Origin of the sequence: Wolbachia endosymbiont (group B) of Ablattaria laevigata (genome assembly GCF_964277395.1) — a bacterium.
Taxonomy (GTDB): domain Bacteria; phylum Pseudomonadota; class Alphaproteobacteria; order Rickettsiales; family Anaplasmataceae; genus Wolbachia.
Genome location: NZ_OZ195519.1, coordinates 1,041,262 through 1,062,387, shown reverse-complemented (window position 1 = coordinate 1,062,387; position 21,126 = coordinate 1,041,262). Strand labels below are relative to the sequence as shown.

Sequence of the window (21,126 nt, the reverse complement as noted above, 5' to 3'; positions counted from 1 at the left end):
AATATATAAAAACATTTTGTTATTAGTGAAGGGTAATTTTTATGAATAATAATAAGAATAAAGAAGAAATAGAATTCAGAATATTAGAAAGCAAAGGCAAAGCACTACTTGATCGTGAAATAATGGAAACGTTTCTAAGTGCAGTACATGAAAGACCACAAGCTCAAGAAATTGCTAAAAATCTGGTGAATAGCTATACGGGAGTAGGAAGGATTTTAGGTAGAGAAATGGATGACCTGAAAGTTATAGAGGGAGTAACTGATTATGCAGTAGCAATGGCAGCATATATAGGTTTAACAGCAGCCACAATAAGCAGTGCGATCATTTTTGCAACAATAACAGGAGTATTTGCACTTGTTATAGCAATAATGCTAAGTGAGATGAGCAAAAGATATATAGAAAAGGAATTTCAGAAAAAGATGTTTATGGAGCTAGAGGAGTGTAGTTCTACTGTTAATGATATTCAGATAGAACCAATTGTGAGTAGATGCAGACAATGATATACGCCAAATCTTTTTCTGAAGGTTTAAAACCAGATCCAGAGCTTAAAGTATCAGAGTGGGCGAATGAGTATCGAGTTTTAGCAGCAACTGCAGCATCAGAACCTGGTAAATGGAGAACAGAGAGAACGCCATACCTTAAAGAGATCATGGATTCACTATCTCCGTCCTCGCCAGTAGAAAAAGTAGTATTCATGAAAGGAGCTCAGATTGGAGGAACAGAAGCAGGTAACAATTGGATAGGCTATATTATCGATCAAACACCAGGGCCAATGTTAGTTGTACAGCCAACAGTTGAAATGGGAAAACGCTGGTCAAAAGGAAGATTTGCGCCATTAATAGAGAGTACTCCATGTTTAAAAAGTAAAGTAAAAGACCCAAGGTCAAGAGACTCAGGCAATATAGCCCTTCCCATAATAGTCCAAAAAGGTCATAAGAAAGAAGAATCAACAGCATGACGAAAAGATGTGAATAGAGGGATGTTTTTCCTAGCTCTGTTTTTTATAGCAAACCAATAATGTTCAATTTTGTTAAAATCTGGAGAATATGGAGGAAGATATAAAATTTCTGCACCAACTCCTTTAGCAAATCTTATTAGACTTATGAAAAGTAGCATTATCAAGGATAACAGTTTGTCCAGGTTCCAAAATCGGTGTCAGAAACTGCTCAAACCATTTATTAAAGATATCCATATTGCAGTGGCCTTTAAAGGTTAACGGAGCAATTATTTTTCTTCCACTTAAGGCTGCAACCATGCTAATTCGTTGAGTTTTCTTCCCAGATTTTAGGGCATAAAACCGCTGTCCTTTCTGGCAATAACCATAGGTTCAGTGTCCAGACTCATCTATATACACTAATTCTTTAGGTTCTTTTGTTGCTATAACCTTTGAAAATTGAGCTCGCTTTTCTTCATTTCTTTCTTTATATCCGTAGGTCTTTTTTTTCTTGTGAATCCTATATTTTTAAGTGCTCGATGAATTGTTTGTCTACTAATATTGCCCCAGCATCTCTGACTGAGTTTTGCCACCTTGCTCATTTGCAAATTCGGCAAATGCATTCCAGTCGGTAATTTTATGCCACGCTTCCAGGCTTTTTTGACTGAAAATCTCCCGTTTTCTCACGTCTTTTCTTCCACTCATATAAAGTTGTTTTTCCGATCTTAAATCTCTTGGCAACAGTTTCTCCACTCTCTCCTTCATCCAATGCTTCCATTACCTTTTTTCTTAAGTCATAACTATTTGCTACTGGCATCCTTACCTTCCACTACTATCAATCCATATCTTACTCTTTTTGGACTATTATGAGAAGGGCTATACTGACAAAATTCATTTTTGTTGCAAATACCCTTTTATAAACCCGACTGTTTGTCTTAAACCAATTCTAAAGAAACTGACGATTATATGCACTAAAATCACAACTTTATCACTATAAATATAGTTGCTGCCCTGCATTTTTGGACTATTTTCATACCAATTTTCGATAGCTTCATCGATGTAACGAAAAATATTCCCCCTTTTTTCAAGGAATTTGTTATATTCGTTTTGGTTACTGACTTTCATTTTTTGTGGCATATTTTTTCTTCAACAGTTAAATGGCTATTTATAATGAATTTTGTCAGTAACTGCCAGTTCTTTTCACTTGAGCGATGCAACAAAGCCATCCCAGACTGGGATGACAAGGGGAGAGCTACTAAATGACATCTTCAATTTCTGTGTGTCAAGCACTGAAGAGGTCTCTCCTACTTTCTCTTGATGAATAAATCTAAGTAGAGTATAGTAAAAATGCATTTATGTAGCGGTTAATGAGCAATTTAGTTTTAGTCTATATAACTTTTTCGAACTTGAAAGAGGCTAAGGCTATTTCTGAAGAATTGTTAAACGAGAAGTTAATTGTGTGTGTAAATATATTTCCTGAAGTAAATTCTCTGTATTTATGGGAAGGTAAAATTAATAGTAATTGTGAAGTAGTGGCAATTATGAAAAGTAGGAATGATCAGGCTGATAAGATTGTAGAAAAAATCGAGGCAATGCATTCTTATGATCAACCAGCCGTTGTGATAATACCCATAGGAAAAGCGAATAAATCTTTTACTAATTGGGTTAATAATGTTATTGATATAAACAATATTGGGGTGTAGCCAAGTGGTAAGGCAGCGGTTTTTGATACCGCCACGCGAAGGTTCGAATCCTTCCACCCCAGCTTTATTGAAGTGTGCGTGAAATGATATCACTTTTTTATAAATTAAGGTTATTTAATTACATACTGGGCAGCTTGAAAGATATAGTTGTCAAGCTATTTCTTTTCACTCTGTATCTTTATACATCGAGCATTATGCTTATGTTTCTCACCAATGGTTTTTGGTATACTGTAGAGTTTAGCTCTTTCAAAAATGCATTTTACCATTTGTATCAATATTTAAAATGGTATTATGAAAATAGAGATGATTTGGGTTATGGAGTTTCTATTAGAATATTAGTAGCGTTTCTTACTCCGCATTTTCTCTACAAATTATTTTCTGGCACAGGCTGGAAGTCTTTTTTCAAGGAGAAGATAGTTCAGATACTCAGCACAAGAAGAAAAATGAGTAATAAACCAAATGGCAGTAGTTATGGTTATAGTAATAAGAACAGTTACGGTAACAATAATCTTCAAGAGGCAGAACGGAAAGTGAATATGATAAAGCAGCTATTAATCCAAGATATAGATGAAGCTATAGAAAAAAGATTAAATGATATTTTTCTTGGTGAGAGGGGTAAACCTCATTAAAAGGGCTTTATCTTTTTTAGAATTGGCTGTATTTTGTTTTTTACGTATAACGAATCGCAATCAGCCAGTATACATGTTTCAACAAAATCTTGACTGAAGTCTGATAGCCAGGAAATTGCTTTACGTTTCTCTATCAAGCTTTCTGTTTTTTTACAGTTACTTGCTGCATCAATCATTGCCTGTGATATCACTGATTGCCACAGTATGCAGTACCTTTGTATATCATCTAAAGTGCTATTTGCTTCGTGATGGTAAAAAAATTCTTTGAAATTGAAGTTATTTGACATTATGTACCTCTTTAAGTTGAAAATTAGAATTTGAAGTAGTGCGAAAGTTGTCTGCTGCAATGAGTAGCCTTTATGACAGTCAGACCGGGTTTTATGTGAGCTATAAATGTTTAAGAAATTATATCTATTCAGATCTATGTGAAACCAGTGCTTCTTTTCTTGTTATCCGAGCTGGGATCCAGGTTGACAAAAGCGCTTTACAACGTTTTGTGTACAAAACACCAGTGTTGCATGACACTATTTGTTCTTATACCCTTTTTGTCTATCTTATTTTGTCACTCTGCTGAACAGATAATTTTCGCCAATAAGCTTTTTACTGAGTTTTTGTTATTGAGCTTGCACAGATCAAAGACAAGTTTTGAGTCAAAAATACCCTTAATATTATAATAAGGGGCTGGTAAAATGTGTCTAGTAAGTTTTCTTCTCTATGCAACTGCACCTCAAGCTAATAATGGACCATCAGGCGTATTACCAATTACATTGATCTGGTTTAATATTTTATTAGTGGGGTAAAAATAATTTTTTATAAACTCCTTATATATAGCTGTTAATTTATGTATATCGTCTATTGATACGCATTCATTTACCTGATGTGCGGTTTTGTTGATCATACCAAATTCAATTACTGGACAAATATCCTTAATAAACGCAGCATCAGATGTGCCACCATTTGTACTCAGCACAGCATCAATGCCGGTAATTTTATTTATCGCATCAAGCATAATATCAGTATTTCTATCAGGAATAGAGAGAAAAACGTTTCTGCTGCTCTGCATAGACAGTTTATAATCGTTAGTTACACTAGAGCATATTTCATCAATCAGCTTATATAAGCCGTCAAGCGTCTGTATGTTGTTATATCGAATATTGAAACCTGCTGCTATTGAACTAGGTATTAGATTATTAGTATTATTTCCAACGTCGATAGTAGTAATTTCGCAATGTGAAGGCTGAAAATATTTATTACCAGTATCAAAAGTGATATCTTTTATCTTACTTAGTATCGATACCATTTTATATATTGGATTATCTGCTAGATCTGGGTAGGCAACGTGCCCTTGTTTACCATGGCAAATCAATTTAAATGTTGCAGAACCTCTTCTACCTATTTTTATGGTATCACCTAATTTCTCACTACTCGTTGGTTCTCCAACTATACAAAAATCTATCTTTTTTTGCTTGCTTTTCATCCATTCCAAAACGGCCTTTGTTCCATGTTCTTCCGTGCTTTCTTCAGCGCTGGTAATCAATGCACTGATTGAACCGCTGAATCGAAACTTACCTGCAACTGAATCTACGATAGCAGCAATAAATGCGGCTATTCCACTTTTCATATCAGCTGCTCCTCTTCCATATAGCATTCCATCTCTAATTTCTGGCTTAAATGGATCAGATATCCAATCTTTTAACTCACCTGGTGGTACAACATCAACATGTCCAGCAAAACACAAGTTTGGTACTCCATTTATATATTTCGCATAAAGATTTTTAACTTTATCACCAAACTCTAAAATCTCACATTCAAAACCACTTTTCTTGAGAATGGCTGCTATATGCTCTATTGCCCCATCGTCTTTTGGTGTTATACTTTTAAAAGAAATTAATTTCTTAGTTAGTTCTACAGGGTCAATCTTCATATCAATCTTGAAATACTAACATTACCGTATTGTAAACATTCTATGCGATATTTAAAACAAATATTACAGCACACAGAACAAGTTCTTATTAGGGAAGTTGCTGATAATATCTATGAAATATGTAGACAATATGGAAATGACATTTTTCTGATTGCAGATGAAAATACAGCAAAACTTTTAAACAAAAACATACTTAATAAAGTTTCTCATTTAATTATTCCAGCCACACCTGTCATTCCAGCGCGTGACTATGATGGATCGCAGTGTCACGCTACTTGGATGACACCAAATAGACTGAACAGAGCTGCTTCTCTCCAAGCTGTAAACCTAGTTAGAAATAAAGCAAAAGATAGTGACTTAATGGTTGCATTTGGCAGTGGCACTGTTAATGATATCTGTAAGTACGCAAGCTATTTAGAAGGCAAAGACTACATATCCTTTCCAACAGCTGCTTCCATGAATGGATATAGCTCTGCAAACGCTTCAATATTAGTTGATGGATATAAAAAATCGTTCGGAGCACATCTTCCAAAGGCAATATACATTGATACCGATATAATTGCCAATGCACCACTACGCCTCACATTAAGTGGATTTGCAGATTTCATCTGCCGTTCAACAGTACAAGCCGATTGGCTATTATCTCATCTATTACTTGGCACAGAATATAATGAACTCCCCTTTAAACTTGTTCGCAATCTGGAGGAAATTTTGCTCAGAGAACACTTGGCACTTGCTAAAAAAGATAAAAGAGTAGTTTTATTACTTATGGAAGCCTTATTGATTTCAGGACTCGGAATGGTGATGTCAAAAGGCAGTTACTCTGCAAGTCAAGGAGAACATATGATAGCTCATGCAATTGAGATGGTAACACAGGATTATTCCTCCTCGTTACATGGGGAAAAAATTGCTGTGACAACGATTACCATGGCTAACTTGCAAGAGGAGATATTGTCAATACGAAACCCGATTACCAAACCGATCACTTTAGATGTAAAACATATAACTCAGTGCTTTGGTAATACCGAATTTATAAAAATTCTAAAGCAGAAGCAAATGATGCAGCAAAAAATTCAAGAGATTATTTGCAAAGAATGGAGTAATATTTCTAGTTTAATTAAGCAAAATTTACTATCTGCAAAACACCTGCAGAAAGTATTTGAAGATCTATCAATTCCGTACTTACCGGAGCATCTTAATTGGAACAAAGAGCAATATTGCAAGGTAGTCAATCTTACATTTGCAACAAGAGATAGATTCACCTTTCTTGACCTGGCTGGTTGTATAGAAAAAAGTTAGATTTTGTGTATTCGTTCAGTAGGGTAGCAAAATAAGATAGACAAAAACACAGTAACAAATGGTGTCATGCAAGTAGCTATCCAGCCTTTCTTAACAACAAAAACTTAGCATGACTTTTGTGCTCAAAAAACTTCTGGATTCCAGCATCAAGTGCTGGAATGACATGGTGAAATATTATTCAAGTAGCCTCTGTCCCAGTACCTATTCGGTGTCATTCAAGTCAACTCTTTTCTTGTCATCCCAGTGCCTAGACACTGGGATCCAGAAAACTTCACTTTAAATGAGTGCATTAGATTGTCTTTATATAGATGCCAGTGTCAGCTACTCGGATGAAATTCATTTAGTTGTCTTTTCTCATCTACCTTAACACTTTCTTGAACGGATACCATTAGCCATTCCCCTGAATAGATACAACAAATGTTGTATCTTTATCACTTCACATACATTATTCCATATACTATATGAACAACTGAAAAAAAACTTCAGTTAATTGACAATGAATCACGTTATTTTGTCAAATGCGCTGCTATCGCCAAACCATAGCTTAGCTTGAGTGGCTGAGGAGGGATTTGAACCCCCGACCAAGAGATTATGATCCTCCTGCTCTACCACTGAGCTACTCAGCCTCATTAAAAACCTTGCTATATATATGATCTACATGTTTCGTATAATACTTCAAATCAAACAAAGATTCAAGTTTTTTAGAGTTAATAACTTCAAGTAAGGATTTATCTTGTTTCAGTTCGGCCAGAAAATCACTATTGTTTTGTTTCACTTTCATTGCATTGCTCTGAACAATTTTATACGCCTCTTCCCTCGCCAAACCACTATTTACCAACTCGAGTAATACTCGTTGTGAAAAAACCAAGCCTTTTGAAGAATTTAAGTTCTTTTCAATGTTTTCCTTATTGATCACCAATTTATCTATCAAATCTGTTAATCGTACTAAAGCAAAATCCATTGCTATACAAGCATCAGGAGCAATGCATCTTTCCACAGATGAGTGCGATATATCTCGTTCGTGCCATAATGCAACATTTTCTAATGCAGGAAAAACATAGCTGCGTATTAAGCGTGAGAGCCCAGTCAAATTCTCACTTAAAATAGGATTACACTTATGCGGCATAGCAGAACTTCCCTTCTGACCAGTGGAAAAATACTCAGAAATTTCTCCAACTTCAGTTCTTTGCAAGTGACGTATTTCAACGGCAATATTCTCTATTGAACTTGCAATCACTCCTAAAACTGAAAAGAATATTGCGTGTCTATCACGAGGAATGACTTGAGACGATATGGTTTCAGGTATAAGTCCCATTTCTTTCGCTACATACTCTTCGACAAACGGATCAACATTTGAAAAATTACCTACTGCACCTGATATTTTACAAATCGAGATCTCTGTTTTCGCGCTAATTAATCTCTGATAATTGCGTTTAAATTCAGCATAAAATCTAGCAAATTTTAATCCAAGAGTTGTTGATTCTGCATGCATTCCATGACTGCGCCCAACACAAACAATATTTTTATAGTCCTCAGCTTTTTTTTTCAGTGCTGCAAGTATATTTTTTAAATTTTCGAGCAAAATATCACATGATTCTTTTAACTGAACCGCAAGGCATGTATCTAAAACGTCAGAACTTGTCATTCCATAATGAAGATAACGAACATCAACTCCCGCTTCTTCAGCAAAATATGTTAAAAAAGCTATAACATCATGTTTTACAATGGATTCAATTTCATTAATACGTTCAATATCAAATTCAATAACATCAGAGAGCTTCTGAGCAACACTATTTGGGATCACTCCTAACTCTGCTTGAGCTTCACACGCTAATTTTTCTATTTTGAGCCATATATTAAACTTATTTTTTTCTTCCCAAATGGAAGACATTTCTTTGCGGCTATAGCGTGGGATCATTAGATGATCCCTGTCTTATCTTTGAACATGCTAGACCCCAGTGTGTAACACTGGGACGACAGAAAAAAAAAGGCACTGGAATGACAAGAGTAGTTGAAATATTTTATTCACTGCTATTCGTTATTTGTATCTTCTTGTTGCTCAGATTTCTGATTTTGCAACTTTACTTGCCTCAATTCATGTGCATCTTTTTCAGATCTTACAACGTATATAGTAATTTGAACTATCACTTTACTATGTAATTCTATATTTACTTGATACTCGCCCAAATTTTTGATACTTATTCCACCAAAAGATAAACTATGATGACTTATATCATATCCTTCTTGTAATAAAGTTTTTGCAATTTCACGTGTGGTTACAGAGCCAAAAATCTTTCCATCCTCTGAAGCTTGTTTTATTAATATAATAAATTTATCATGCAGTGATGATGCAAGCACTTTTGCTGCATTTAATTTTTTGATATTTTCTTCTTCCAATAATAAACGCTGTTCCTCTAACTTTATTAAATTTTCCTTAGTGGCTTTCATCGCCTTTTTTTGTGGAAAAAGAAAATTACGTGCATAACCTGGCTTAACTTTGACAACTTCACCAAGCTTACCTAAAGTTGTTATATTTTCCTTTAAAATTATTAACATAAATTACCTAACTTTTTTAGTACAGTAAGGAGCAAGAGCTAAAAAGCGTGCTCTTATAATTGCTAAGCGCAACTTTCTTTGTTTTCTTGCGCACACACCTGTTAACCTTCTAGGTAATATTCTACCATAGTCAGAGGTGAATTTGGACAATAAATCTATATTCTTATAGTCTATGTCCTCATCTTTAGATGCAGTAAGAGGACAGACCTTAGGACGCCTAAAGCCAGTTCTGTTATTTACAGACACGTAAGAATTATTAAAACTATTTCGTCTTTTCATCATTATGCACTTTTCTCCTCAATTTGTTTATCCAGCATATAAGATTTACCTTTAAAAAACTCATTAACCCGTACAGACAAGTGGCGAATAATATTCTCATTCAGTTTTACTCTACGCTCAAATTCATCCATAATGCTTGAAGTAAAACTTATACACATCATACAGTAATGACCACTTTTCATCTTATTTATTGGGTATGCAAAATCCAATAGACCCCAATATTCATATTTTATCAATCCTGAAGCTTCAATATTTTTCAAAAGCACTTCCAGCGTTTTACTCAATTGATTTGAGTCTACTATTTTAAAACTTTTTAAAACCTCTTGAAGGGGCTTTATTAGATGTTGTGAAATATTTTCCTTAAAAGCATTTACTACATTATAGATAAATGCACTTTTAGTGTTAGCTCCTGGAAGGTCCATAAAATTTTGTTTTATTCCCGTATCACTTAGTTCATTTTTCAATTCTTTATCGATTCTTGACTTTATTTCTTTTAAATTTGAAAAATCTTCTTCCAATTCAACCCATAAAATTTTTGTCAGAGTTTCAAAAAAATCAGAGTAAACAATCAGACTTTTTTTAATACTTTCAGTACTTGCCTCTAGCTCTTGTTTTGTAACTGTGCTATGTTCTCTTTCTATGAGACCTTTAACCTCCTGAGAAATAACATCTGCTTTAATATTTTTCAACAAAATAGCCAATTCTTGGACCATTTCTTCTACTTCTTGCTGCAATAAGTTCGGTTGTGCTATAAAAGTAAATTCATAGAGATTCACTATATCTTCCTTTAATATCAATTAAACACTTTATTATATAAAACTTTTTTATATAAGCAAGTTATTTGTATTAATTTCTACGCCTTCAATCCAACTTAAGTGAGATATTTCATAAATAGCTTGGGGGGTGATTGAATATGTACCTGGCAACAAGATGCTGACTTTATGTTTTTCGAGAAGAAACTTTAGCATTATTTTGGTTTTGCCTCCATTTTTCAACACTGAATTCAACTCCTCAGCAACTTTTTGCGAGTCTGCACATACAGCAGTTAAAACTAATCCTTTCATTAGAGAAGTAACCTTTTCTGTAAATTCAGATATGTCCTTTCCTGATAGTCTCGTTGTGTTTTCTGAAATTTCAAGATCAATTATCACAAATGCTCCAGGTGAAAATAGATTCCTTTTTTCTTCTATTATTTCATTATTGTAGAATGCTATTTCAGAAACATTGTGGGGATCAGAAAGTGTTAGGATAACAAATCTTCCACGTTCTGAGGTTCTCATACGCACATTTAATATTACACCAGCAGTTTTTATCGTCTTACTCTCTCCGATAAACCCAATATTTAATTTTTTCAAGAGAGTTCTAAACTTTTCAAGTGGATGATTAGTTAAGTAAAATCCCAATGAAAATAACTCATGCTCTAATTTTTCCTCTTCATTAAAATCTTCCACGTTCTCAAGTTTTGGCTTCAGAATATCAAGATTACCAAATAAAGCAGCTTGATTTGACTGCCTATTTTTATTTGCAAAGTAAATCAATGTGTCTATTGACTCGTATAACTGCTTTCTATTTTTGTGCACACTATCGAAAGCTCCAGATTTAATTAAGCTTTCTAGCGCCCTCTTATTTATCATATGACCAGAATTTTGAATAAATTCCCATATGTCCTTATAAGGTGCATTTACTATTCCTTCTGCTGTAGCAAAACCAACATTACGCAAAGCAGCAATTCCGTAGCGTATGTGCTCACCCTCTATTGAAAATTCAGCCTTAGATTTGCTGATATCAGGCGAAAGAACAGCAACTCCACTGAATTTTGCAGCATGATAAAACAAATTCAGTTTGTCTCTATCATCAATGTTGAGATTCATCAAGGCCGTAAAAAATTCTAGCGGGTAGTTAGCCTTAAGGTAAGCTGTTTGGTAAGATATAATCGCATATGCTGCAGCGTGGGATTTATTAAATCCATAACCAGCAAATTTTGCAACAAGATCAAAAATATAACTTGCCCTGTCGTAATCAACACCGTTTTTTGTTGCTCCTTGAACAAAAAGTTCACGTTGTTTATCCATCTCTGCCTTAATTTTCTTACCCATGGCACGTCTGAGTAAATCTGCTTCTGCGAGGCTATATCCAGAGAGAATACGCGCTATTTCCATTACCTGTTCTTGGTAGATTATTACTCCGAATGTTTCTTTTAACACCTCCTCAAGCAATGGATGAATGTAATCTGGCTTTTCAAGTCCATGCTTTCTTGCAACATAAGTTGGAATGTTATCCATAGGCCCTGGGCGATAAAGAGAAATTAAAGCGATGATATCTTCAATGCAGTCTGGCTTTAGTTTGATTAAAGCTTCTCTCATTCCCGAACTTTCAAGCTGAAACACTCCGATTGAATCACCTCTTGAGAGCATTTCATAGGTTCTTTGATCAATCAAAGAAACCGAGGAAATATCAAATTTTTTTTCATCACGATTAATTAAACGACATACATGATCTATTAGTGTTAGCGTACCAAGTCCAAGAAAATCAAATTTTATTAACCCAGCTTTCTCTACATATTTCATGCTGTATTGAGTGATTGGCAGAGCCGAATTTGGATCATAATAGACGGGAGCAAAATTTTCTAATTTTTGATCGCATATTACAATTCCAGCAGCATGAGTTGAAACGTGACGATATATTCCTTCGAGCTTTAGTGATATATCAAGAAGCTTTGCAATTACCTCATCACTATCTCGTTCTTTCTGTAGGTTTTGATCAAGCTCTATCGCTTGCGATAAAGTTACAGGATTTACTGGATTAAATGGAACCATTTTAGATATTTTATCCACTTGAGAGTAAGGCATTTGCAATACTCTACCAACATCACGCAATACTGCCCTTGCTTGCAATTTTCCAAAAGTGATTATTTGAGCAACATAACCGTACTTTTTCTGAACATAATCAATAACCAGGTCCCTTTTCTCTTGGCAGAAATCGATATCAAAGTCAGGCATCGATACACGATCAGGATTTAAAAATCTTTCAAAGATCAGACCAAACTTTATTGGATCAAGATCTGTAATTTGTAAGCTCCAAGCAACAATCGATCCAGCACCAGAACCTCTTCCCGGTCCAACTGGAATGCCATTTGCTTTGCTCCAACGAATGAAATCAGAAACTATCAAAAAGTAGCCAGCGTAGTTCATCGAAGTTATTACGCTTAGTTCGTAATTCAGCCGATCGTAGTATTGTTTAAGGTCTATGTCCGTTTCATTTGCAATGCGGAATTCTAATCCTGCAACTGCCTGCTCCCTCAGTTCTTCATTCTCAGTTTTATTTTCTCGACAAGGAAATTTAGGCAAGATAGGCTGCCTGCTTCTTGGCATGTAAGAGCACCGCTTAGCTATCACTGAAGTGTTATGAATTGCTTCGGGAATGTCGCTGAACAGTTCCTCCATTTCTGCCACAGATTTGAAGTAATGCTCGGTAGTTAACTTCTTTCTGTTATTCTCCAGGGCATAACTGCCCTCTGATATGCACGTTAATATGTCATAAGCCTCATAGTCAGACTTATTTGGAAAAAACACATCATTCGTTGCAACTAGTGGTATATTGCGCTGATAAGCAAAATCTATTAAAGCTTCTTCAAGCTCTAGCTCTTTATTCAGCCCATGACGCTGCAATTCAACATATAAATGACCATCGAATGCTGAGAGCAGTCTTTTTATCGTTTCTTTATCTTGCTTCAATAACAGTTGAGCCAATATGCCGTCATATCCACCAGTTAAGGCGATTAGGCCTGAACTTAAATTTAATAGCTCATCAAAATCAACGTAAGGAATATCGCTGTTATTCTTGCACTTTTTAAAAGACTCACTCACCAAGGTGACTAAATTAGTGTACCCTTGTTCATTTTTTGCAAGTAGCAGTATTGATAAATTTTGTTCTAAGTGTCGAACGATAATATTGCATCCTATTATTAGCTGTATTCCCCTACTTGCTGCATATTCTGCAAATTCAAGTGAGCCAAATAAGTTACCTGAGTCAGTAACTGCAACTGCCGGCATTTTGTTCTGCAAACAAAGACCAATCAGCTCCTCAATTTTAACCGAACTCTCAAGCAGAGAATAAACGCTATGAACACGCAAGTGTATGAACATAAAAAACTTTAGATTAGCAATAAAAGGATAACATTAATTTGCTCGTAGGGATATGAAAAGGTCTAACACTGAAATAACACCAAAGAGGCTATTTGAATCTAATTTACTATTCACAATCCCGGTTATTAGCTTGTTTTAATTGACTTTTTATCATAATCATGTAATAATTAAACATATCGTTTAATATTGAAGGTAAAATCATGACAGGAGAATATGAATTACTGAAAAAAGTACTGAGGACGATTGAGGTTAAGGAAGGCTTAAATACAGATAATATAAAAGATAATATAATTGAGGAAATACAAGAAGAACTAAAGAAACAGGATCAAGGTCTATATCAAGAGTGGGAGAAAGATGAATTTGATGTAAATGATGCATTTGATATTCTCCTACGCAGAAATCAGAAGTTATTAATTATAGCTGCTCAGAATGGTTACACAAAGACAGTAGGGGTTTTACTCGAAGCAGGAGCAGATGTTAATGCGAAAGATATGTTGAATCGCACTGTTTTGCACTATGCTGCTTTGTGTGGTCGCAAAGAGATAGTAGAGTTTTTAATCTCAAAAGAAGCAGATGTTAATGCGAAAGATATGTTGAATAGCACTGCTTTGCACCATGCTGCTTTGTATGGTCGCAAAGAGGTAGTAGAGTTTTTAATCTCAAAAGGAGCAGATGTTAATGTGAAAGATAGTGCGAATCGCACTGCTTTGCACTATGCTGCTTTGTATGGTCACAAAAAGATAACAGAGTTTTTTTTCGGAAGAGGAGTAGATTTTGGTTTAAAAGAACCTCTTTTTTTACATAATGATGCTAAGAATGGTCTCGTAGGTATAGTAGGGATTTTATTACAAGAAGGAACAAATGTTAATGCAGTAGATTTATATGGAAAGACTCCTTTAGATTATGCTAAGAATCAAGACTTAGTAAAAGCTCTATTAGACGCAGGAGGACGTTCTTTTGTGGAAGAACATAATAATAAGGCAATGATTGTGAAAGCACGTAATAAATCAATGATTGCCGGTGGAGTAACTACATTATTAGGCACTGCCATAGCAGTGGCACTTTTTACAACTGGAACAATTACAGCTCAGTTGATACCTATAGTTATAGCAGTGGTTGCAGTTACAGCAGCAGCACTGGTAGTTGGTTGTGCTACATATGAATTACTAAAGCCTAGTACTAAAGTTGATGGAGCAGAAAAACCAATTGTCAACTCAATAAATGAACAGCAGGGAGTTACTGGCATTCCTTCATAGTAGAGCGCGTGACGCAGGTTCCTGGATCCCAGTGTCTGGGCACTGGGATGACAATGAAGGGGCTGCTTGAATAACAACGAAGGGTTATTTGGATAATAGCCGTACTTGATCTGGATTCCAGTGTCTAGGCACTGGGATGACAAGAAGGAGGGCTACTTGAATGGTTGAAGGGAAAGTGCTGGAATGAAAGGAGTGTGAGATAAAGCTACTTGTATAACTGTTGCACATCCATAAACTCCTTCTCGTTTTGAATGCTGATGATAGTGTGAGTGTTGAGAGGTAAAGGGTCATTTATATGTCCATGGCCTACTCCTTTCATTGTAAATACTGGAAAGTTAACACTTTTTGCAAACCTTTCTTTTACAATTTCAACAAGATTATCATTATAACAGTTAACAAAGTCACCGAATATTACTGCATGTACTCCATCAAAAATATGAGCTTGTTTTAGGTGATCTAGACTGCGCTCAATTGAATATGGATAAACTCTTATGTCTTCTAAAAATAGAATTTTGTTTTTTGCGTTTATTTGCCAAGCAGTTCCTATACTGTTTTCAACCAAAGTCATATTACCACCGATGATTTTAGACTCTAATCTGCCATTTTTTAGTCTAACTCCATTATTTATCATCTTTAAGTTGTCAAATCTGATAGAGTTGCGTTGGTTAAGAATTAATTCTTTTAATTTTTCAACAGAGCTTTCAGCAACAGAGTTATTTACTATCATTTCCAACATGGTGCCGTGAAGAGTTTGCCAGTCGTATTTAACTTGTAGATAAATATGTAAAGCAGTGATATCACTATAGCCTATAAGAATTTTTTTATTTTGAGCAATTCTTTCTTTTTTATCATTGGGCAGCTTTTCTAGGTAAGGAATTAGCCGAGAAGCCCCTTCTCCTCCTCTGATACACCAAATTATTTTGCTATCATCAGTGAGCGCATTAACCAAATCATTCGCTCTAAACTCATCAGAGTTAGAATAAAATGGGTTGTCATTACTGTATATTTTCTCCGAAATATGAGGATTAAAACCCAAAGTTTTTACGTATTCTCTTATAGTAGACAGATCTGATTCTTTTCCTTTCGAAGAAGGAGCAATAATATCAACTTGATTGATTGTGTGTGCAGGATTAGTGAGTAAAAGGCATAGAAAATAAAGAATAAAGGAATACATTAAAATATCTTATGAAACTCTTGCTTTAATATATCATCTAATTCGCAAAGAGAAACTTTTACTCCTAGTTTTTCCATTGATGTAACGCCGTAATCTTTTAGTCCACAAGGAATAATACCCTTATAGTGGGAAAGGTTTGGAGAGACATTAAGTGCTATGCCATGATAAGTTACCCATTTTCTCAAGCGAATGCCAAAAGCTGCTATTTTTTCTTCTACTCCGTTGTTGTTCACCCAAATGCCTATTCTATCTTCCTTAAATTCCCCAAGTATATTAAAGTGTTTTAAAACATTTATGATCCAATTACTTAGGTCTCTGATATATAGTTTTATGTCACATTTGTTTCTTTTTTTAAGATTTAGCATTAAATATATAATGCGCTGCCCTGGTCCGTGATATGTATATTTACCACCCCTACCTGTTTTATATATAGGAAATAATTTTTCAATAATGTCATCATCTGTTGCACCGATTCCTGCAGTATAAAGTGGAGGGTGCTGGAGTAGCCATACTAGCTCGTCAGATAAATTATTGTAAATTTGTTGAATTTTTGCTTCCATGAATTCTACAGCATTGTTATAATCAATAAGTTGGTTAGATATTAGCCATTCTGTCATATTCTATTTCTTTAGGTCTATCAATGTCATTCCAGTCTGGAATCCAGAAATTTGATTGTAGATAGCACACTGAACTGGTAAGCATAGCTGTTTTACGCTAAAAGGAACGTATTTGACTAAATTGTATAAAAAGATGGATCCTAGTGTCAAGCTACTTGGATGACAAATATGGGCTACTTGAATGGCACTATCGCAAACGAACTAGTGTCAGCTACTCAGATGATATCATTCTTGTAACACCAATTGATATAATTCAACTATAATTTTAATCTTTTAACAAATTTAATTTTTCAGGAGGCACATATGAATTTTAACATTTTTCAAAGAAAGAAAAGCAGTGAATACTCTGCTTTGCAACTAATGATGGAACCAAGTTGGAGTAGGCGTGATTATGTAAGTTTTGCTGAGGAAGGCTACATAAAAAATGTTATTGCCTTTCGAGCAATTAATATGATCGCAAGTGCTTCATCTTCGGTACCTTTTACTCTCTGCCAGCTTACTGACCAAGGAAAATCACAACTAAAAGCGCATCCATTACTGAAGTTACTTTATTCTCCTAATCCAATGACATCAAAATCGGAATTTATTGAAGGGATTGTGACTTATCGATTAGTTAATGGCAATTCTTATGTATTGATGATTGAGGCGCAGAATAAACCAACAGAGCTTTATCTTCTGCGCCCTGATAGGGTTGAAATTATTCCAGGGAGAAGTAACGTTCCTTATGCCTATCGTTATACCGTAAATAACAACAGTTATGACTTTAGAGTTGATAAATTAACCGGGCGTTCAACAGTACTGCATCTTAAAACCTTTAACCCTTTGAATGATTGGTATGGACTTTCACCAATTGAGGCAGCTGCATATAGTATAGATCAGCATAATCAGGCTGGTGCTTGGAATCAGGCAATGCTGCAAAATGGAGCAAGACCAAGTGGTGCAATAGTTGTAAAATCAGAAAAGGATGGAAGTGGTGGAAACTTAAGTCAAGAGCAGTACCAACGCTTAAAAGCACAGATAAATGATCATTATTCAGGTCCTGTTAACGCTGGAAGACCAATATTACTTGAAGGAGGTTTGGAGTGGAAGGAAATGAGCTTATCACCAAGGGATATGGATTTTATTGAGTCTAAACACAGCTCAGCTCGTGATATTGCACTGGCTTTTGGCGTTCCGCCGCAGTTGCTTGGCATACCAGGTGATAATACTTATAGCAATTTGATCGAAGCACGTCTTTCCCTTTGGGAACAGACGATTTTACCAACGCTAGAAAATATTATCTGTCACCTGAATTCTTGGCTAGTGCCCAAGTTTGGTAAAGATTTATGTTTGTCATATGATAAAGACGCGATAGAAATTCTAATGGAGAAAAGACAAAAGATGTGGAAATACGTGCAAAACGCAAGCTTCATGACGCTCAATGAAAAAAGAGAAGCTTTTGGCTTGCCACCGTTACCCGGTGGTGATAAGTTGAATTGATATTTATATAGTGTAGATATTTATACTAAGCTGTAATAAATAGAGGGTATTTTATGTATCAAGAACAAGAAAATTTTACTCTTCCTCATATAGAATTGTTATCGACATGCAAAGCGAATGTTAATGCAGCAGATCATAAGGGTGCTACTCCCTTACATTATGCTGCTTGCGGAAACCGCTTAGAGGAAATGAAATTATTGCTTAAAAACGGAGCGAGTGTTAATGCAGTAGATTATAATGGCGCTACTCCCTTACATTATGCTGCTTGCGGAAACCGCTTAGAGGAAATGAAATTATTGCTTAAAAACGGAGCAAATGTTAATGCAGTGGACAATTCTGGTTTTACTCCTTTGCATTTGTCTGTTTGTGAAGGCTACAGGGAGATAACACGTTTATTGCTTGGAGAGACAGAGAGTCCAAGCACAAGCTGCAGCGACGCAAGCATTGAGAATGTACAAACAATCAATCAGTTTTATCATTGGTGAGAGTAGAACATCTTTTACTAAGGTCTAACTTAAAGATAGATGGTCCCTTAAATCCTACATCTAAATGAGTTAACTATTTTTCTTGCTAACTAAGGTGTTGTAAATTTGGTCTACATCAAAACTCATCTTAGGGCACCAAATGGGGCCATCTAAGTGTGCCTCGATATAAAGAGGACTATTGTGATTTGGTAGTATGAAAAAGAGTCTGAATATAGAAGTTAAGGAGAAATTAGATAAGATTAAATTAGAAGAGATAGAACCTGATGCTTGATCGATACTAAACTGTGAACTAGTTGAACATACACCACTGTTAATACTTACTTTTCCATTAATATTTTCAAAAAGCGTACTGCCATTATATATATCAACGTAAGCAAGCTTGGAAATTTCAGGTTTATTCTTACTACTTAACAACTTAGTGATGAATGAATTAAAATCCACATTTGTAAACTCTATTTTCTGTGCTTGAAAGTTTACATTTCCTGATAAGTTACTAGCCCAATCATCAAAGCTTGTCCCTTGAGTTTTGATTTCACCACTTAAGCTTATCTTGCCATTTATGTTATTAACTCCTATAACTTCCTTGGTGTCCAAATTTGCAATAGAAAATTTTGTGTGAATTGAGCCTGCTTTTAGATAACCCTGAAAAAACATTTGTCCATGTTCTAGTATGTAACTTATCTGTTTGATAGTGATAGTGTTGTTTCTTATCACTGTATCCAAGTTAAAATCTTTTAAGACGTTTTGCCCAATTTTAAATTCTGTAGTTTTGATTTCCACGTTTGCATCAAAATCTCCTTTCTCATCTAAAAAATTAAGCTGCTTTGTTGACCATTGAATTTGATTTATTTCATTTCTTGAGTTTCTTTTTACCTCTAATAGTTTTGGTAATTTAAAGATATTTCCATTAAATTTATTACCTGTAAGGTTTACGTCTAATAAAGGCTTAGTGTATTTTTGATCCACTAATATTTTTACACTACCGGTAATGTCGAAATTTTCTCCGAATAACTTTATTTTATCTGCAACTAGCTTGTTCTCTTGTATTTTTAATGAAAAATCCAAATCTTCAATTTTTGTACCATTGAATATAGAATCTTTAACACTAGTTCTTATATTTACATCATATTTAAGATTTTTCAGCCATTGCACTTTGCTGAATAATGAATAATCATATTTATCTATATTAATGTTATGTATGCTAAATTTACTATCGATCATATTGTGTTTTTTTGTGTGATTTACCTTAATTGATCCTTGCCAAGATTCTTTGTTATTTAGCAATCTGATATCTGAAAGAGATAATATTCTAGGTGCTAAATATAGTTTAGAACTTGCTGTAAATTGACTTTTCTCTCTTTCTTGCATCTTGATAGAAGGTAAAATATGTGAGATGAACGACTCACCCTTTATCAATATATCACCATTAAATTCAGACAAGTTGCCATTGTTTGAAACTCTTCCTGATAAGCGAGATATATTATTGGTTCCAGGAAATTGAAGAAGAGTATCAACGTTTATTTCGCCATTAGCAAATTTTAGCGTAGCATGAAATTTGTCCAATATCCTGTTTTGATATTGAATATTTGAAGCTTCCATATTAAAATCCAAGCTCAGGTTCTTTGGCACAACCTCTCTAAAAGATTCTAAAAGACCCTTCATATCTGTTGTTTTGTGTGAGCCGTTTTTTAGGTCGACTTTACTAAAACTAATATTGATATTAGTATGATCACTTTTTCTATCATTTTGTATTATACCAGTGCCTTGCATGCTTTTGGACTCAATTTTTAAATCAGTTGCCGTAAACTCGCTTTCATTGAGATTGATATTGGATGATATCTCAATATTTTCGCTGGGAATCACATAAGAAAGGAAGCTAAGATTAATGATTTTTGCTAAATTGCTCACAGAACCGGAACTGTTATTGATTGTCAGTGTTAAATTACCCTGTTGATTTCTATTACCTTTAAATAGCAAATTTGCAAAATTTGAATCAACACTAATGTATACATTATTTTTTGTGACATTAACCTTTCCAGAAAAATCGTAATTGTTGTCACCAATCTGTACTTCACCAAAAAACTGCTTATTTTTTTTTATAGCAACTTCCTTGATGTTAATAGTATCGGCGTTAAAACTTATTTGGCTGTCCTTTATTAATATATCAACTATATTATCATTGGCTTTCGTATTTATAATATTAAGTAAATTTTCTTTGTTGCTTTTCATGCCCAAAAATGAGATTGACTTTGGTTGCAATGAAAATGAAAACAACGATGGCCTTATTTCAATTTTTTTTGCACTAATTAAATCTGATAATTTTTGTTCCTTGTTTTTGTTATATTGTACATATACATTGTAAATAGTAAGTTTTGGAGTAATGAGCGAAACTTCAATTTTTCCTCCAACATGTACTTTAGCATCATACGTCTTCTCTAACTCTTTTACGATATATTCTCTGTAGCCACTCCAATCCTTAAAAGTTGCAGCAACGTGCATGAGAATTAATAGCAACGAGATTGATAATATGGAGTATAAAGAAAGTTTCATAATAGACCTCTCATTCCAGCATCCCTTCTCTTCTTGTCATCCCAGTCTGGGGTCCAGGAAATTTGATTAGACATTAAGTTAATTAGCAAAAAAGTA

General features: G+C 34.7%; 17 protein-coding genes, 2 tRNA genes and 3 pseudogenes. 9 read left to right on the top strand and 13 right to left on the bottom strand.

Annotation, left to right across the window (positions count from 1 at the left end):
• Nucleotides 1–266: 266 nt before the first annotated feature.
• Nucleotides 267–500: pseudogene (locus ACICP1_RS04940) on the top strand (ankyrin repeat domain-containing protein); the annotation flags it as partial.
• A pseudogene (locus ACICP1_RS04935) lies at nt 497–901 on the top strand (phage terminase large subunit family protein); the annotation flags it as partial. The pseudogenes ACICP1_RS04940 and ACICP1_RS04935, both read left to right, overlap by 4 nt.
• A gap of 29 nt (nt 902–930) precedes the next feature.
• On the opposite strand, the pseudogene ACICP1_RS04930 reads toward ACICP1_RS04935, so the two are convergent.
• Nucleotides 931–1,751, bottom strand: a pseudogene (locus tag ACICP1_RS04930) (IS630 family transposase).
• Between the two features lie 74 nt (nt 1,752–1,825).
• Nucleotides 1,826–2,071, bottom strand: a complete 246-nt coding sequence (locus tag ACICP1_RS04925; RefSeq protein WP_395461205.1) for a transposase — start codon at nt 2,069–2,071, stop codon at nt 1,826–1,828.
• Between the two features lie 230 nt (nt 2,072–2,301).
• Here ACICP1_RS04925 and cutA point away from each other — a divergent pair, with 230 nt between their 5' ends.
• The 3 genes from cutA to ACICP1_RS04910 all read left to right on the top strand — a co-directional run bounded on the left by cutA (nt 2,302) and on the right by ACICP1_RS04910 (nt 3,266).
• A complete protein-coding gene (cutA, locus tag ACICP1_RS04920; RefSeq protein WP_264682928.1) occupies nt 2,302–2,637 on the top strand; it encodes a divalent-cation tolerance protein CutA in 336 nt (111 codons plus the stop codon).
• A tRNA-Gln gene (locus ACICP1_RS04915) sits at nt 2,628–2,699 on the top strand. The genes cutA and ACICP1_RS04915 overlap by 10 nt, the downstream gene beginning before the upstream one ends.
• 138 nt (nt 2,700–2,837) lie before the next feature.
• Nucleotides 2,838–3,266: a hypothetical protein gene (locus tag ACICP1_RS04910; protein WP_236607905.1), complete on the top strand. Its 429-nt coding sequence runs from the start codon at nt 2,838–2,840 to the stop codon at nt 3,264–3,266.
• On the opposite strand, the gene ACICP1_RS04905 is transcribed toward ACICP1_RS04910, so the two are convergent.
• Both ACICP1_RS04905 and dapE read right to left on the bottom strand, forming a co-directional pair.
• Nucleotides 3,263–3,553, bottom strand: a complete 291-nt coding sequence (locus ACICP1_RS04905) for a hypothetical protein (protein ID WP_395461204.1) — start codon at nt 3,551–3,553, stop codon at nt 3,263–3,265. The two genes, ACICP1_RS04910 and ACICP1_RS04905, sit on opposite strands and share 4 nt — an antisense overlap.
• Nucleotides 3,554–3,993: 440 nt before the next feature.
• Nucleotides 3,994–5,190, bottom strand: a complete 1,197-nt coding sequence (gene dapE / locus ACICP1_RS04900; protein WP_395461203.1) for a succinyl-diaminopimelate desuccinylase — start codon at nt 5,188–5,190, stop codon at nt 3,994–3,996.
• A 42-nt stretch (nt 5,191–5,232) separates the two neighbouring features.
• Here dapE and ACICP1_RS04895 point away from each other — a divergent pair, with 42 nt between their 5' ends.
• Nucleotides 5,233–6,489 (top strand): iron-containing alcohol dehydrogenase, encoded by a 1,257-nt coding sequence (locus tag ACICP1_RS04895; RefSeq protein WP_007302109.1) that lies wholly within the window; start codon nt 5,233–5,235, stop codon nt 6,487–6,489.
• Between the two features lie 554 nt (nt 6,490–7,043).
• Here ACICP1_RS04895 and ACICP1_RS04885 read toward each other — a convergent pair.
• The 6 genes from ACICP1_RS04885 to dnaE form a co-directional block, all read right to left on the bottom strand.
• A tRNA-Met gene (locus ACICP1_RS04885) sits at nt 7,044–7,115 on the bottom strand.
• Complete coding sequence (gene purB / locus ACICP1_RS04880; RefSeq protein WP_395461202.1) at nt 7,106–8,407, bottom strand: adenylosuccinate lyase; 1,302 nt, start codon at nt 8,405–8,407, stop codon at nt 7,106–7,108. Before purB ends, ACICP1_RS04885 begins: the two co-directional genes overlap by 10 nt.
• A gap of 113 nt (nt 8,408–8,520) precedes the next feature.
• A complete protein-coding gene (rplI, locus tag ACICP1_RS04875; protein WP_395461201.1) occupies nt 8,521–9,045 on the bottom strand; it encodes a 50S ribosomal protein L9 in 525 nt (174 codons plus the stop codon).
• Nucleotides 9,046–9,048: 3 nt separating this feature from the next.
• The gene (gene rpsR, locus ACICP1_RS04870) at nt 9,049–9,327 is read right to left on the bottom strand and encodes a 30S ribosomal protein S18 (protein ID WP_010402759.1); all 279 of its coding nucleotides are present in this window, start codon (nt 9,325–9,327) and stop codon (nt 9,049–9,051) included.
• Nucleotides 9,327–10,100 carry a 30S ribosomal protein S6 gene (gene rpsF / locus ACICP1_RS04865; protein ID WP_264376165.1) on the bottom strand — a complete coding sequence of 258 codons (774 nt, stop codon included), beginning with the start codon at nt 10,098–10,100 and terminating at the stop codon, nt 9,327–9,329. Before rpsF ends, rpsR begins: the two co-directional genes overlap by 1 nt.
• A 48-nt stretch (nt 10,101–10,148) precedes the next feature.
• Nucleotides 10,149–13,469: a DNA polymerase III subunit alpha gene (dnaE, locus tag ACICP1_RS04860; protein ID WP_395461200.1), complete on the bottom strand. Its 3,321-nt coding sequence runs from the start codon at nt 13,467–13,469 to the stop codon at nt 10,149–10,151.
• A gap of 200 nt (nt 13,470–13,669) precedes the next feature.
• On the opposite strand from dnaE, the gene ACICP1_RS04855 reads away from it, so the two are divergent.
• On the top strand, nt 13,670–14,725 hold the full coding sequence (locus tag ACICP1_RS04855; protein WP_395461199.1) for an ankyrin repeat domain-containing protein: 1,056 nt from the start codon (nt 13,670–13,672) through the stop codon (nt 14,723–14,725).
• 205 nt (nt 14,726–14,930) lie between these two features.
• Here the strand turns inward: ACICP1_RS04855 and ACICP1_RS04850 are convergent, their stop codons facing one another.
• Both ACICP1_RS04850 and lipB read right to left on the bottom strand, forming a co-directional pair.
• A complete protein-coding gene (locus ACICP1_RS04850; RefSeq protein WP_395461198.1) occupies nt 14,931–15,899 on the bottom strand; it encodes an LD-carboxypeptidase in 969 nt (322 codons plus the stop codon).
• Nucleotides 15,899–16,516 carry a lipoyl(octanoyl) transferase LipB gene (gene lipB / locus ACICP1_RS04845; RefSeq protein ID WP_395461197.1) on the bottom strand — a complete coding sequence of 206 codons (618 nt, stop codon included), beginning with the start codon at nt 16,514–16,516 and terminating at the stop codon, nt 15,899–15,901. Before lipB ends, ACICP1_RS04850 begins: the two co-directional genes overlap by 1 nt.
• Before the next feature lie 303 nt (nt 16,517–16,819).
• Between lipB and ACICP1_RS04840 the strand changes: the two genes are divergently transcribed.
• Entirely contained in the window at nt 16,820–17,995 is a 1,176-nt protein-coding gene (locus ACICP1_RS04840) for a phage portal protein (protein ID WP_265042034.1), read from the top strand.
• Between the two features lie 53 nt (nt 17,996–18,048).
• A complete protein-coding gene (locus ACICP1_RS04835) occupies nt 18,049–18,480 on the top strand; it encodes an ankyrin repeat domain-containing protein (RefSeq protein ID WP_395461196.1) in 432 nt (143 codons plus the stop codon).
• A gap of 69 nt (nt 18,481–18,549) precedes the next feature.
• Here ACICP1_RS04835 and ACICP1_RS04830 read toward each other — a convergent pair whose 3' ends face one another.
• Nucleotides 18,550–21,030 carry an AsmA-like C-terminal region-containing protein gene (locus tag ACICP1_RS04830; protein ID WP_395461195.1) on the bottom strand — a complete coding sequence of 827 codons (2,481 nt, stop codon included), beginning with the start codon at nt 21,028–21,030 and terminating at the stop codon, nt 18,550–18,552.
• Between the last annotated feature and the right edge of the window lie 96 nt (nt 21,031–21,126).

What these genes read in the sequence shown, in the direction of transcription:
- ACICP1_RS04925 (WP_395461205.1), bottom strand. Translation starts at nt 2,071, where the DNA reads ATGCCACAAAAAATGAAAGTCAGTAACCAAAACGAATATAACAAATTC.
- cutA (WP_264682928.1), top strand. Translation starts at nt 2,302, where the DNA reads ATGAGCAATTTAGTTTTAGTCTATATAACTTTTTCGAACTTGAAAGAG.
- ACICP1_RS04910 (WP_236607905.1), top strand. Translation starts at nt 2,838, where the DNA reads ATGTTTCTCACCAATGGTTTTTGGTATACTGTAGAGTTTAGCTCTTTC.
- ACICP1_RS04905 (WP_395461204.1), bottom strand. Translation starts at nt 3,553, where the DNA reads ATGTCAAATAACTTCAATTTCAAAGAATTTTTTTACCATCACGAAGCA.
- dapE (WP_395461203.1), bottom strand. Translation starts at nt 5,190, where the DNA reads ATGAAGATTGACCCTGTAGAACTAACTAAGAAATTAATTTCTTTTAAA.
- ACICP1_RS04895 (WP_007302109.1), top strand. Translation starts at nt 5,233, where the DNA reads ATGCGATATTTAAAACAAATATTACAGCACACAGAACAAGTTCTTATT.
- purB (WP_395461202.1), bottom strand. Translation starts at nt 8,407, where the DNA reads ATGATCCCACGCTATAGCCGCAAAGAAATGTCTTCCATTTGGGAAGAA.
- rplI (WP_395461201.1), bottom strand. Translation starts at nt 9,045, where the DNA reads ATGTTAATAATTTTAAAGGAAAATATAACAACTTTAGGTAAGCTTGGT.
- rpsR (WP_010402759.1), bottom strand. Translation starts at nt 9,327, where the DNA reads ATGATGAAAAGACGAAATAGTTTTAATAATTCTTACGTGTCTGTAAAT.
- dnaE (WP_395461200.1), bottom strand. Translation starts at nt 13,469, where the DNA reads ATGTTCATACACTTGCGTGTTCATAGCGTTTATTCTCTGCTTGAGAGT.
- ACICP1_RS04855 (WP_395461199.1), top strand. Translation starts at nt 13,670, where the DNA reads ATGACAGGAGAATATGAATTACTGAAAAAAGTACTGAGGACGATTGAG.
- ACICP1_RS04850 (WP_395461198.1), bottom strand. Translation starts at nt 15,899, where the DNA reads ATGTATTCCTTTATTCTTTATTTTCTATGCCTTTTACTCACTAATCCT.
- lipB (WP_395461197.1), bottom strand. Translation starts at nt 16,516, where the DNA reads ATGACAGAATGGCTAATATCTAACCAACTTATTGATTATAACAATGCT.
- ACICP1_RS04840 (WP_265042034.1), top strand. Translation starts at nt 16,820, where the DNA reads ATGAATTTTAACATTTTTCAAAGAAAGAAAAGCAGTGAATACTCTGCT.
- ACICP1_RS04835 (WP_395461196.1), top strand. Translation starts at nt 18,049, where the DNA reads ATGTATCAAGAACAAGAAAATTTTACTCTTCCTCATATAGAATTGTTA.
- ACICP1_RS04830 (WP_395461195.1), bottom strand. Translation starts at nt 21,030, where the DNA reads ATGAAACTTTCTTTATACTCCATATTATCAATCTCGTTGCTATTAATT.